14 protein-coding genes are annotated in these 12,786 nt (G+C 29.3%); 9 read left to right on the top strand and 5 right to left on the bottom strand.

Annotation, left to right across the window (positions count from 1 at the left end):
- Positions 1-45 precede the first annotated feature (45 nt).
- From B3J26_RS11830 to B3J26_RS11805, 6 genes are all read left to right on the top strand, one after another.
- Complete coding sequence (locus tag B3J26_RS11830; protein WP_291074668.1) at positions 46-1,269, top strand: site-specific integrase; 1,224 nt, start codon at positions 46-48, stop codon at positions 1,267-1,269.
- Positions 1,250-2,017, top strand: a complete 768-nt coding sequence (locus B3J26_RS11825) for a Fic family protein (RefSeq protein WP_291046721.1) — start codon at positions 1,250-1,252, stop codon at positions 2,015-2,017. Before B3J26_RS11830 ends, B3J26_RS11825 begins: the two co-directional genes overlap by 20 nt.
- 152 nt (positions 2,018-2,169) lie before the next feature.
- Positions 2,170-2,937, top strand: coding sequence for a hypothetical protein (locus tag B3J26_RS11820; RefSeq protein WP_291074667.1), 768 nt, complete (start codon positions 2,170-2,172; stop codon positions 2,935-2,937).
- Between the two features lie 102 nt (positions 2,938-3,039).
- Positions 3,040-4,425 carry a DUF3987 domain-containing protein gene (locus B3J26_RS11815; protein WP_291074666.1) on the top strand — a complete coding sequence of 462 codons (1,386 nt, stop codon included), beginning with the start codon at positions 3,040-3,042 and terminating at the stop codon, positions 4,423-4,425.
- 333 nt (positions 4,426-4,758) lie between these two features.
- Positions 4,759-5,529 carry a hypothetical protein gene (locus B3J26_RS11810; RefSeq protein ID WP_291074665.1) on the top strand — a complete coding sequence of 257 codons (771 nt, stop codon included), beginning with the start codon at positions 4,759-4,761 and terminating at the stop codon, positions 5,527-5,529.
- Between the two features lie 3 nt (positions 5,530-5,532).
- Positions 5,533-5,925 (top strand): hypothetical protein, encoded by a 393-nt coding sequence (locus B3J26_RS11805; protein ID WP_291074664.1) that lies wholly within the window; start codon positions 5,533-5,535, stop codon positions 5,923-5,925.
- A 401-nt stretch (positions 5,926-6,326) separates the two neighbouring features.
- Here B3J26_RS11805 and B3J26_RS11800 read toward each other — a convergent pair whose 3' ends face one another.
- From B3J26_RS11800 to B3J26_RS11790, 3 genes are read right to left on the bottom strand one after another with little or no spacing between them, the layout of a single operon-like run.
- A complete protein-coding gene (locus B3J26_RS11800) occupies positions 6,327-7,601 on the bottom strand; it encodes a DNA cytosine methyltransferase (protein ID WP_038336259.1) in 1,275 nt (424 codons plus the stop codon).
- A gap of 2 nt (positions 7,602-7,603) precedes the next feature.
- A complete protein-coding gene (locus B3J26_RS11795) occupies positions 7,604-8,437 on the bottom strand; it encodes a hypothetical protein (RefSeq protein WP_038336261.1) in 834 nt (277 codons plus the stop codon).
- The gene (locus B3J26_RS11790) at positions 8,437-9,594 is read right to left on the bottom strand and encodes a hypothetical protein (RefSeq protein WP_038336262.1); all 1,158 of its coding nucleotides are present in this window, start codon (positions 9,592-9,594) and stop codon (positions 8,437-8,439) included. The genes B3J26_RS11795 and B3J26_RS11790 overlap by 1 nt, the downstream gene beginning before the upstream one ends.
- Positions 9,595-10,001: 407 nt before the next feature.
- Between B3J26_RS11790 and B3J26_RS11785 the strand changes: the two genes are divergently transcribed.
- On the top strand, positions 10,002-10,436 hold the full coding sequence (locus B3J26_RS11785) for a JAB domain-containing protein (protein ID WP_291074663.1): 435 nt from the start codon (positions 10,002-10,004) through the stop codon (positions 10,434-10,436).
- 178 nt (positions 10,437-10,614) lie between these two features.
- Here the strand turns inward: B3J26_RS11785 and B3J26_RS11780 are convergent, their stop codons facing one another.
- Entirely contained in the window at positions 10,615-10,824 is a 210-nt protein-coding gene (locus tag B3J26_RS11780; RefSeq protein ID WP_291074662.1) for a hypothetical protein, read from the bottom strand.
- Positions 10,825-10,893: 69 nt separating this feature from the next.
- Positions 10,894-11,454, bottom strand: coding sequence for an HAEPLYID family protein (locus B3J26_RS11775; RefSeq protein WP_291074661.1), 561 nt, complete (start codon positions 11,452-11,454; stop codon positions 10,894-10,896).
- Positions 11,455-11,640: 186 nt separating this feature from the next.
- Here B3J26_RS11775 and B3J26_RS11770 point away from each other — a divergent pair, with 186 nt between their 5' ends.
- Both B3J26_RS11770 and B3J26_RS11765 read left to right on the top strand, forming a co-directional pair.
- A complete protein-coding gene (locus tag B3J26_RS11770; RefSeq protein ID WP_221854735.1) occupies positions 11,641-12,342 on the top strand; it encodes a hypothetical protein in 702 nt (233 codons plus the stop codon).
- 101 nt (positions 12,343-12,443) lie between these two features.
- A partial coding sequence (locus B3J26_RS11765; protein WP_291074660.1) for a transposase occupies positions 12,444-12,786 on the top strand: 343 nt, incomplete at its 3' end.

Genomic DNA, 12,786 nt, shown 5'->3' with positions numbered 1-12,786 from the left:
CAGCTTGAATCCCTCTCATAGAAAGGAATTTTAAAAAAATGATATATGATAAAGACAACATTTGTATTGAAAGAGCCAAAGAGTAGCTCAGAAACGATTATTTATTTGGTCATGCGTTGGGATGGTCTACAGATGAAAATCTCAACTAAACAGAAGGTTAATCCGAAGTTTTGGAATAAAGAAAGGTTGAAAGTTAAGGAAACCATTTCAGAAAAGAATCATCAAACTATAAACAAAGAATTGGTCGAAATTGAAAAAGTAGCTTATAAAATGTTTAATAGCTTTACTGAAACCTTCAAAAGAAAACCAAACTCGGAAGAATTAAAGAATTTGATTGAACAGGAATACTTTCAGAATAATCCAATGTTTAAGAAAGTTGATAAGAAAACAATTTTAGATTATTTTGATGACTACATTGAGACTATAAAATCTACAACAGCTCATACAACAGTTCAAAAGTATAAACAAGCCAAAGAAAACTTCAAAGATTTTCAGAAGGATAAGAAGCGTATTTATAATACTGAGATGATTGATTTGAAGTTTAGAAATGAATATGTAGAGTATTTAATCGAGACTAAGAAGTATGCTCCGACTACTGTTTATCGTAAAATGAAATTTTTGAGAACAGTTTTATATTTTATTGAGAATTTAGGTATCAAGGTTAATCCATTTTTGCATAATAGTAGATTTTTAACAAAGGATATTGAAGTAGATAACATTGCTTTGAGTGAAAATGAAATAGATGAAATGGAAAGATTAAACTTATCTAATAACAAAAGATTGGAACAGGTAAGAGATTTGTTTTTAGTTGCATGCTATACAGGTCAACGATTTTCAGACCTCAACAAAATAAATCAATCAAACATTATTGACGATGAGTACATAGCTATACGACAGCAGAAAACAAATGAGCAATTAACTCTTCCATTGTTGAAAGTTGTAAAAACAATTCTTGTAAAGTATAGTTATAAACTTCCGAAGATATCTAATGTCAAGTTCAATGAGTACATCAAAGAAGTTGCTAAACTATGCGAAACACTCAATAAGCAGTACAACGGTGACAATAAAAAAGTGAGATGGCAGATGATAAGTAGCCATACAGCAAGAAGAACCTTTGTAACGCTTAATTATGGAAAAGGGGTTGATTTAGATACGTTGAAACTTGGTACAGGACACAAGCAAACTAAAACCCTACAAACATATATAAAGATGAACGATAAGCAGAAAGCAGATTTGTTGAGGTCGAAACTTGAACCAAAAAGAAAATAAAATTATGAAAAATAGATTTGAACATTTAGATGAATTAAAACAACATCTTAACAAGCTTAGGAACTTACAAAGCGATAAGGTTACGAAGGCTCTTGATATTGAATATACGTATGAAAGTAATAGGATAGAGGGAAACTCTTTGACACTACAAGAAACAGCTCTTGTAATTGAAAAAGGTTTAACGATAGGTGGAAAGTCTTTGAATGAGCATTTAGAAGCAGTTAACCATCAAAATGCAATTGAATATATCAAAGACCTTGCAAAGCAAAATGAAACAATTACGGAAAGAGATTTATTACAAATTCATTATTTAATTCTACAAGGAATCAACAACGAACAGGCAGGAAAATATAGAAATTTACAAGTATTGATTTCGGGAGCAAAGCACGTTCCACCTCAACCATATTTAGTTCAAAAGGAAATAGAAAGTTTGTTTTTATGGTACAATGACAATAAAGACAAATTACACCCTGTTGTATTAAGTGCCGAAATGCACGAACGTTTAGTAACTATACACCCATTCATAGACGGAAACGGAAGAACCGCCCGCTTATTAACGAATTTAATCTTATTACAAAATGGTTTTCCAATTGCAATTTTAAAAGGCGATATTGACAGTCGATTAAAATACTATTCTGCTTTAGAAACCGCACAAGTAGAACATAATAAAGAGTCTTTTATTAATCTTATTATTCAAAATTTAGAAGAAATGTTACAACGAATGATTAGAATATTGGGAAACTTGTAAACTTGTAATTTTTGTAAGAAGCTACTATGGTAGATTACAGGCTCAGGAGATAAAGAAGAGGTTTTATATAGTAAAACAATCCTGAGCCTTTCTATAATAATATTTAAACTACTAATTTTACAATAATACAAAAGTTACAAAAAATACATAATATGGAAAAACCTACTGTTTATAATTTTCAAATTGTTACTGAAGAAGGTTATACAGATTTAGAAAGAGAGAATTTATCTAGGAAAGTTCGTTTTAATAAAAGCTATAGTAAAGGTTTCTTACATAATTTAGAATTCCCTTTTAAGGAATTTAGAATTTCTAAAAAAGCAGAATTTTTGCTTGATGATTTGTTTAAATCATATGATTTAGTTGAGCTAAAAGGTAAGTTTTTACAATTAGGGATTCAATACCAATATAATTTTATAAAAAAGTATAACACTATTAGTACTGAAGAAGAGAAAAAGATGCTTCAAGAATTTATTGACGTTCAATCAGAATTGAAACAGCTTAAAAATATTCTTAACGATGATATTAATTCTACAGAAGATGTTGTAAAAATTACTTTTACTCCAAAATCAACAGCTCAACAAGTTGTTAGAATTACTAATTTTTTCGCATTATTTTCAATAACTCAGAATTTAAAAGAATTATTAACCGATGAATTTATCGAATCTTATATGACAAAAGTAGAAATTGATAAAGTAACTCATATAATTCTAAAACATAGACTCTATTCAGAAGTTGAAAAATTGCTCTCTGAAGTAGATGAAAAAATAAAATTTATTGTGATTTTTTGTCACATCTTCCAAATTCCATGTGTTAAGGGTGTTTTTTCAAATTGTAATTTAAACGAAACTACTCTTTCTTCATTCTATAATAAAAGATATTATGATGCTGTAACAAAGGCTATGAGTGGAGAGTCAAAGTAAAAATAATTAAAAAATTAGTCTCCGTTCACTTCTTCAGCTTTCGCTCTAAACTTGCAATAAAGAAAGAACGAATCTTTCTAGGAATTAAAAAATCATTTTATAATGAAAGAAAAATTTTTGAACGTAGAGTTCGTAAGAAATCCATTCTTAAATGGAAATTTTAGCAAGTTAGAGATAGACTCTAACGTTGATTTGAAAACAACTTCTAAAGAAGAAGTAGAAATTTCACAGGAAGAGTTAGAGGGTTCACAAGAAAAGGAGGAAATAACAACAGAGGAGGTTACATTTGAAATACCTGATGATGGAAAATTTCCGCAGGAAGTATTTGATTTGGCTCCTGATGTGTTAAAACCTTTATTAGAAACCTTTACAGGGCGAGAGAAGGATATCGTTCTCCTCTCAAGTTTAACACATCTTAGTGCAATTTTCCCAAAAGTATTTGGCTATTATAGAGATGAGTTGTTCTTTCCAAATCTCTACTTATTTGTTATTGGGCAAGCAGCTACAGGTAAATCTAAGTTATCGATTGGAGAGAAAATTATTCAAAAAGTAAAAGAAGAAATTCTAACAAGAAATTCTAACTTCTTTATTCCAGCGAATAACAGTAGTTCAAAATTACAAGAAAGTTTATCAAATTCGTTCTCTGATGGGAGTTACATTCATGATAACGAAGCTGATACTTTATCTTTTGTATTAAAGAGGGAGTGGGGAAACTACTCAGAGATATTACGTAAAGCATTCCAACACGAACGCATAAGTATTTCTCGTAAATCTTATCCAGAAATTATATGTGATACTCCGAGGTTAACGGTGGCTATTTCAGGAACTGGAGAACAAGTAAAACCATTGATACAATCAAGAGAAAATGGGTTGTTCAGCAGGATTCTGTTCTACACCTATTCAGAAAGATCAAAATGGAACGATGGATCTTATGTAGGCAATCGTAGACAAGAAATTAATAATCTCAACGACTATATATTCAACGTATATGAGGTTGTTAATTCTTTAGAGCGTGAATTTTATTTAAACGAGGAACAACTCAAAGATTTTAACAATTTCTTTGAAGGTTATTTTAACTCAGTACAAGAAATTGATGAAAATCTAGTAGATATTGTCTTGCGACAAGCAATAATGATGTTTCGTTTGTTGATGATTTATACTGTTTTGGAGAAAACCGAAGAATTTTCTGATGAAATGGATAGATTTGAATGTTCTGACAGAGCTATTGATTTTATAAAAGTTATTCTGCCTTACTTACTAAGAAATTCTTTAGATACGGCTAGTTTATATGATAAATCAATTGATTTGAAGGCTTCTGAGTCTGAAATTTTACAATTGCTACCTCAAAATTTTAAAAGAGGAGAAGCGGTAAAAATTGTCGTTGAGAAACTTTCGGTTAGTGTTAAGACTGTAGATAATGCATTAAAAAGGTTATTAAATAAAAAGGCATTGACTAAAATCGGTACAACTTATTCCATAGTTAATTAGAAAATAAGGAGGTTTTTTACCTCCTTATTTTTTACAAACCAAAAAACAACAACATAGGTTAACAAAGCGATTTTTGTTTTATATTTGTCTCAATAACATATCGTAAAACTAACGTGAAGCGTTAACGAAAATCTTACCTATAGGAATCTGGTAAATTCAAAATGAGGAGTAAGGTTAAGTTGATTCTCATGTCCTTTATAAATAAAGGGCGTGGGTTTCGCTTATCTATGCCTCAAGGCTTACCAGAGCCCCTACAATTAAATAAGAGTCCGAGCCTACGCCTTCTTTTCTAATCAAAATCATCTATTTAGGCTCATTAGATATTACATTTATATGAGTGAAATTCTATTATTATTTTCAGCATTAATTTTTTTTATCTGTTCAGGGATATTTATTATAGCCATGTTCAATGATGAATTATATTTTACAAAATCAATATTTGCATATATTCCATTAGTTTGTGGAATTATCCTTCCTGTTGTTTCTTATTCAATAGTGCTCGAATGGCATTGGGCTATTATTTTTACGATACATATTTTAATACTATTTTTTTTAGGATATAGAGTTACAAAAGCTTTTCTTGATAATTTTTCAACAGGAAAAGGATTGGGATATGATTATATTTTATCTTTTGTTGTAGCTACAATTTTTATGACTGCTGGAGTATTGACAAAGTATGAATTAAGTTTAGGAGATAATATTATGAGTATATCTGCTGTGTTTGGTTTTGTTTATTTCACGATTAGTTTAAATAAAAACACTTCATCTGAAACAAATATATTAGAAGAATACGAAGATTTAATGGCTGATTTGTTATCTCATCCTAAAATGAAAATAATTAGTAATTCAGCAGGAAAAGCAGTAATTGGTTATTCTTTTCTAGGTGGAGGTTATGTAAAAATTGTTGTGAAGGAAAAGAAAGATGAGTTGATTATTACATACAAGTCCAATGATTTAGTCGATGGAACTCTTAGAAAAACGTGGAATTTTTATAATAAAAAAAATCAAAGAGATATTTTTAAAGAAGTGAGTATTGGTTTACTTGTATTGAATGGTGCAAGTTATCAAGAAGCAAAAGAACAAATCAATAATTATTACAATTAAATTATGAGAACAATACAAATAGCAAATACCTTAAGTAAGATCTGGAGTTTCTTAATTATATTATTATTAGTCTTAGCTGTCTTAGCTGGACAAACTAATAATAAAGGTGAGGACGATATGGGTGCATTTGGAATTATTTCAGGAATAGTTATACCGTCAATTCTGTTTTATTACTTGGTACAATTATTATTTAAACCATTAAAACGAAACAGAAAATTATACATGGATTTCCTTGATGGAAATAATGTTGAAAAATATTCTAAAAATAGGACTTGGGTAATGGTTTGTACGGTTATAATAACAGTATTATTCATTTTTCCTACTTTCGGATTGATACTATCATTAACTATATCACAATTTATGTCTCTGTCTAAACAGAAAAGTATTATAGTATAAATATAAACCTCAGCTAAAAATTAGCTGAGGTTTTTTGTATTTGTAAAAATTGTACACTTTGTAACTCTGTAATCTATGTAATAGTTAATCAATATATCTTCTATTTATATGTAAGCACAGGAGGATTAAAAAAGGTAATGTAAAATATAATTAATTAAAAATCAAAATACATATATAAAATAATAAGCTTACAAGATTTACAATGTTACAAAAAGTACAAAAACTGCAAATCCAACCGATATCTCTTTTACATCTCCTGAGCTTGAAAGCCATCTTGAAACTTAAATATAAACAGCGGACAAAATCTATATTAACATAACTTGTTGTTATAGTCGCCTACGGGCTATCGGGGACAAGCCCACTATAACCAAATTATGTTAAATATCTTTTGAGAGTTTTTATTATTTTTTTTCTAGTAGTTTTTCGGCAATAAGTTTAACTATATGTGCATTGACTGCATTTCCTAAAGCTTTAAAAGCTGAGTTTTCAGACTTTGGTAATTTTAGACCTTCTAATGATTGCAATTTCAATCCTTCTTCTTTTGTTATATATCTTTTTTGCCATCCTATAATTGGAGTTTGCGTAGATGTGCAAACTAGCGAGGGAAAATAATCAACTTTTTTGACTCTTACTCCAGATGCTCTGAATTGTATAATATAATTAAAAATATCTCTTTCATTTTCGCCAACATTCCATTCTAATTTTTGCCAACTTTGTGAAGGTAATTTTGATATTTTTTTAACAATATTTTTTATATGCTTTTTATTTTCTAGGTAAAAATTTCGTGATTCTCTAATATATCTTTTTTTCCAAGCAGGAAATTCATCATCAACTCTTGCATAACTTGGTAAGTTTTCAAATTGTAAATCTTTTGACATATTTGCTAATGATTTCCCAAAATTGCCTTTATACTTTCCAAGTTCAAATTCACTCATTATGTGAGGGTATTCATTTTCATATGGATAAGTTGCTCCAAACTCCATTGCCCAAATAGGGGCTCCGATTATTTTATTATCTTTTGGAATTGATTTAATAAATTCTTGCCAAAGATTTAAACAATCTAAACTCTCCTTAGACAAATGTTTTGTAATAATAGGGTTATTTTCAATAAATCTACTAATATGAATATCATCTGTTTTTAAATCGTCAATATCACTAAACTTGAAATAATCAAGATTATTTAGTGACCCAACAATAAAGATTCTTTTTCTATGTTGTGGTATCCCAAAGTCTTGTGGAGAGTATATATTTTGCTTTACATTATAACCAATTTTTTCTAATTCTAATCTTATATAATTCCATGTTTTTTCTTCGTCATGTTTTGCAATAAATGCAACATTTTCTAAAATAAAATATTTTGGTTTTCTGTAATTTAAAATTTTGATTATTTCATCAAATAAGTCACCTCGACCTTCATCATCACGACCAAGTTGTTTTCCAGCTTTTGAAAATGGTTGACAAGGAAATCCTGCACACAAAATATCATGTTTAGGAATTAAATTAATATTTTCTGAAGTTATTTTTCTAATATCACCATAAGGTTTTATTTTCCAATTATCGTAATAAATATCTCTAAGCTCGGTATTTAATTCAGATGCAAATACACATTTATGCCCAAGTTCATGAAGTGCTTTGTGAAATCCACCTAGACCTGCAAATAAATCAATAAACTTCATAATTAATTAGCTATAAATGATTTAATTCTGGGCTCACACCAATTTATTAGATCAGTAATTAGATGACTGTCATCAGAATACTCATATTGAATATTTTGGTAAATACGAGGTCTGTCAAACATTATTCCAGCATCAGTAACTACATCATCGTATCTTTTTTCATTAATAACTATAGGTGCTGTAAATCCTTTTAAAGGGTCAGAACCCCAATGTATATATTGCTTCCAAGCTTTATACGGTATTCCTAATAATTTCTTATCCCAATTAAAGCCAGCAGCACATTGTATAAGTGCAGTAATTTGACTTTTCCTTTTGTCATTAAATGGTTTCCAACAAATTATATCTACACCTCTGTCATTAAAATTTGAAGAAGGTTCTTTAATAAAGGTTTCGAAAATATCAGTTGCAATTTTTTTTACTGTTTGTTTACTAGGATGTCCATAAATTATTGAGTTACCTGAAAAATAATTTCTTACAGCTTTACTAGATAATCTTTCAAATAACTTACCTGTTTTCACAGCTTCAACAGAATTACCATCAATTGACAATATAATACAAGTTAGATATTCTGGAAAATCTTTCCAGTTTATTAGAGGTAATATTTCTCTAACATCTAATTGATAGGGTTTATTAGCTCCATATAAAATTAACCTTCTTTCAAGTTCTAGCCAAATATCATCAATAAAGGTTTGTTCAGGTTCAGAACCAGAAGAATCCTCGATATATGATAGTAATTCTGATTTCGATAAACTATCATCCATTGCAAAAACATAAAATTCTACCCAATCTGCTACATTACTAACAGAATTTGGATTTTCTATTAATTTTGTAGGCATTATAATTTTATATCATTTATTAATAAAATTTTATCTAACGTTTCCTTTATTTTTTTAATATCATCAAGCACAAATTCTTTATTTGAATCATTAAATAAACCAAGAGATGTAGCTAACAATCTATTAGCTTTACTTAAATTTTTCTTTAATAATTCATCTTCACCATCACTCATTTCATAGGCATCATCCAAGTTTCTAGTTTCCTTTAATATTTGGACTGCGTGACTTTTCCTTAGAACAGGAGATAATTTTGAAGTAATATCTCTTGACTCTTGAATCACAGGTAGTTTTTCAGTTTCTTTTTCACCAAATAGCCAAGAAAACAAATCTTTTAAATTCTCAAGTTTATCACTTGGTACTGGATTTTCTAGATCTACGTTTTGTAATTTTTTATCTAATCCAATAAAATCTTTCACACCACCTTGTCCAGTAGCTAAAAGCAAATAAGAAAATAGATTTTCAGCCTTTGATGTATCTAAATCAAATTCATCCCTTACTGTTTCTATTAACTGATACGATAAATAAATTTTTTTTGCCGAATTTGTTCTATCTCCTACCTGTTTTTGAATTTCATCAATTGTATTACCAGCCTTAACCATATTTGCGACATATCGAGCCTTTGCATATGGTTCCCATTTTTTGATTCCTGAAATATGTCTGACACCTAAATATGGTAATACCTGTTTTCTTTCTGGATAAATTATTACTGGAATGTTTTTTAAATCTTCTAATATTTTTTCTTCTGGAGAAGGAAAAGTTTTTATTTTTAATTCATTTCTAAGAGAATCATCAAGTAATAATTTTATTGTTGATAATCTTCTATTTCCTTCTAATACGATGAATTTAGTTTCAGGATTATTTATGAAATTATTATAGTCTTGATTGTTTTTCAAATCTTCGTAGGAAAGTCCTATAAATTTATCAAGTAAATTTTCTGGTACAGCAACTAAAGGTTCTTCGTCAAAGTATCCATTTTCACTCATTGAATATGCTAATTCCTCAGTGTCAAAGAATTTGTATAGTGCATATATGATGTCGTTTTGTGATTTACCTTGAACGTCTTGTGGTAATCTTGGATTCTCAGGGTCTAATAGTAGATTCTGAAAATTTATATTTAGTAAAGGTCTTTTTCTTCCTGTTCCTGCAAAATCAGCCATATTCCGTTATCCGTTATTTATAATATAGTTTTAACCAACAAATATACTGAAATCATCGATGAATTGATAATCTACAATGATATTTATTCATGTGACTTTTTGATAAAAAGTATGTAAAAGATTAATTATTTATTTTCACTACAATTACAAACTTTACAATTTCTACAAAAATTTTTTTATAAAATTTTCGAACACGTAAACTACCCTCGAATAACCCCCGCCTATTTTTGGAAGATTTGGAATCCCCCGCACTACTTTTTAATAGAATGGTTTTTTCTGGTGGATTTATTCATCCTCCTGTGATTCTAAATTAATGTTTAACAAACGTAGAGGTAAACAAACTTGCTTGTTTTTGATACTAAATCATCAACAAAATTTATCTCTACTCTAAAATCTTATAGCCAAAAATGAAGGTGTCAGAAATTAAAATCTCATATATGAATGAAGTAGATGAGAAAATCAAAGTAATGGGAAGTAGTGAAGTTTATCAAGTTCTTAAAGCGAATTGGGATTTGGATACAATTGAACTTCAAGAAGAGTTCAAAATATTATTACTAAATCAAGGGAATCAAGTTTTAGGAATTAAAAGCATGTTTAAGGGCGGAATAAACACTTGTAGCATTGATGTAAGGTTAATTATGGGAATGGTATTAAAAGCTAACGCATCTGCTCTTGTAATAACTCATAACCATCCAAGTGGAAACCTAAATGCGAGTGAATCAGATAAACGAATAACTTCTAAAATTAAAGAGTGTTGCGAGTTATTTGATATTCGATTGTTAGACCATATCATTATGGTTAAAAATTCTTACCTTAGTTTTGCAGACGAAGGAATTCTTTGATTTAAATAAAATATACGAGTAGGGTTGAAAATGATAATTAGTGGAAATCATCCCCGATTTCATCCCCTTTAGAAGGTTTTTAGAGCTAAGATATTGATATGTAGTGCATGTCCCGAATCCCGCCAGCTCCACAAATCTCCTTTAAAAAGTTTTAAAGGAGGTTTTTTTATTAAGAAAACTAAGGTTCCCAAATAATACGTGTCATCACATCAAGGTTGGTTCCGGTATGTTTGGTGATAGGAACTCCAGTAACCAAACCAATCATTAAATTGTGTTGAATAGCCAATCTAATTTGAGGTCTAAAAGTATAATGAAATCCATCGTGGTCAATATCCATATTATTTTTAAGTCCAATAAAGTTTTTCGAATTTGGTAAAACATACATCATACTTGCATTTATAGTTGCTCCAACATCTACTTTTTGCTCTTTATAATGATGTTCAAAAATAGGACCTGTCTAGATTAACGTGTTGAAATTTTTAAAATTCTTTGCTCCAATAAAAACAGGATTCATTTTCATACCCGTAAATACAGAGCCTTGATGTCCTATTTTTTTGAAATTATTGAATTCAAATTCATGAACATAAGTTACTGCCAAAGATATTTTTCGTTTTTCATTCACCAAAAAAGTATATTCAGTAGCTAATTTTAACCCTTCAATTTTATTGTTCGGAACATAAATAGAGCCATCGTTATTATCGCTTTTGTGATTAAAAGAAAAAGGTACTTCAACCTCCAATCCCAAACGATCTGCAACAGCCCATTCATACTCAATAAAACCATTATATTCATTATATCCTTTTTTCGAGGCAACTCCAAATCCTACATTTATCTCAGCTTCTCCTTTTCGTGCGCCCAAATCACGCATCAAATCTGTATACAAAGGTTCTGCATGTTTAATTTTAGGTTTTAATGTTTTTTGTTGAGGTTGAATGGTGATAATTGAATCATTTTTCGTCTGAGCTATCGTAGTAATTGTTAAGAAAGTGCTTGTAATTATTGTAAAGAAAAATTTCATTTGTTTATTATTTTGAGACAAAGGACAAAGAAGATTTAGGAAGAAATTAGGAATTGAAGTTTTACCCCTTTAAAAATCTAACCTATTAAATTTTGAATTTTTTTGATACTTATCATTTTAAGAATAATAAAAACTATCTTATCTTAGTCGATGAATTAACACCACATTTAAGACAATCAAACAATTATGAGTTCCTACGAATATTATAACTTTCCGATACAATTGATAAACGGTTTTTTAGATGATTCTAAAAAAGTTTTGATTGATATTTCACATTATTGTATTTATAGAGTTTTTATAGATAATTTCGAGAAATATTCGGGTTCTTTTACAGGTTATCAGAAGGCTTGTGATGATTTTGGAATCGAATTTAAAAATGTTGCAGCAGCTTATCAAAATGGTAAAGATTTGTATGAAGCAACAATAGATAAAAGTCCGATGGTTGGAATGACTTCTGAAATGTATTGGGATTATATGACCAATGAAAAATCTGAATTTGAAAAGGTTTTACTGCTTGGAGATCTTGCTTTTAAAAGCATTTTAGGTGCAAAATCATATATAAAATTGGATAATAAATATTGGTTTAGCCGAATGAATGGTTCTGTAAAATCAATTGCGAAAGAAGAAATTTCTCCAAAACTTCAACGTTATTTGAACGAATATCAAACCAAAAAAATTAAGAATCAATTAATTGCTGGTTGGGGATTAGCTTCATATTCAAGATATAATCGCGGATTTTATGTAAGTTATAAAATGACATTAGATGATTTGGCCTATCATGCAGAAAAGATTAGAAAATCTACTCAAGATAAAAAAATCAAAAATGATGTAAAATCAGCTCACGAAAAAGCATTAGAGAGATTGGAAAAAGAAGGAAAAATTAATTAAGATTTATTTTTTACGACACTATCTCACAAACTGTGTAAGTAAAATAACTTGGGTTGAACAACTTAAGTCATTTTTTATTAACTTTAAAAACACAGTTTGTTATGAAGGAAGAATTATTTTCAGAAGAATTTTTCAAGCAGTTTAAAACTAGCGAAGAATTATCAAGTTTTTTACAAAACCTTCAAAAACGCGCAATCGAAACGATGCTCAAAGGTGAATTGGACGCGCATTTGGATTATCCTAAACACGATAAATCGAAAGATACGAATAGTCGAAATGGCTATGGCACAAAGACGATCAAAACGAGTTTAGGCGAATCTGAAATTCAGGTTCCCAGAGATCGCGAAGCGAGTTTTAATCCAATGTTGATTCCCAAACGCAAAAGCATGGTTGATGGCTTAGAAAACATCATTGTGTCGCTTTATGCCAAAGGAATGAGCGTTT

Source organism: Empedobacter sp. UBA5987 (assembly GCF_002429865.1).
Classification (GTDB): domain Bacteria; phylum Bacteroidota; class Bacteroidia; order Flavobacteriales; family Weeksellaceae; genus Empedobacter; species Empedobacter falsenii_B.
The sequence above is the reverse complement of the archived record's forward strand: the minus strand, read 5'-3'. Positions and strand labels throughout refer to the sequence as shown.

Coding starts and splice junctions, on each gene's coding strand:
- B3J26_RS11830 (WP_291074668.1), top strand. CDS start 46: ATGATAAAGACAACATTTGTATTGAAAGAGCCAAAGAGTAGCTCAGAA.
- B3J26_RS11820 (WP_291074667.1), top strand. CDS start 2,170: ATGGAAAAACCTACTGTTTATAATTTTCAAATTGTTACTGAAGAAGGT.
- B3J26_RS11815 (WP_291074666.1), top strand. CDS start 3,040: ATGAAAGAAAAATTTTTGAACGTAGAGTTCGTAAGAAATCCATTCTTA.
- B3J26_RS11810 (WP_291074665.1), top strand. CDS start 4,759: ATGAGTGAAATTCTATTATTATTTTCAGCATTAATTTTTTTTATCTGT.
- B3J26_RS11805 (WP_291074664.1), top strand. CDS start 5,533: ATGAGAACAATACAAATAGCAAATACCTTAAGTAAGATCTGGAGTTTC.
- B3J26_RS11800 (WP_038336259.1), bottom strand. CDS start 7,601: ATGAAGTTTATTGATTTATTTGCAGGTCTAGGTGGATTTCACAAAGCA.
- B3J26_RS11795 (WP_038336261.1), bottom strand. CDS start 8,437: ATGCCTACAAAATTAATAGAAAATCCAAATTCTGTTAGTAATGTAGCA.
- B3J26_RS11790 (WP_038336262.1), bottom strand. CDS start 9,594: ATGGCTGATTTTGCAGGAACAGGAAGAAAAAGACCTTTACTAAATATA.
- B3J26_RS11785 (WP_291074663.1), top strand. CDS start 10,002: ATGAAGGTGTCAGAAATTAAAATCTCATATATGAATGAAGTAGATGAG.
- B3J26_RS11780 (WP_291074662.1), bottom strand. CDS start 10,824: ATGATGTATGTTTTACCAAATTCGAAAAACTTTATTGGACTTAAAAAT.
- B3J26_RS11775 (WP_291074661.1), bottom strand. CDS start 11,454: ATGAAATTTTTCTTTACAATAATTACAAGCACTTTCTTAACAATTACT.
- B3J26_RS11770 (WP_221854735.1), top strand. CDS start 11,641: ATGAGTTCCTACGAATATTATAACTTTCCGATACAATTGATAAACGGT.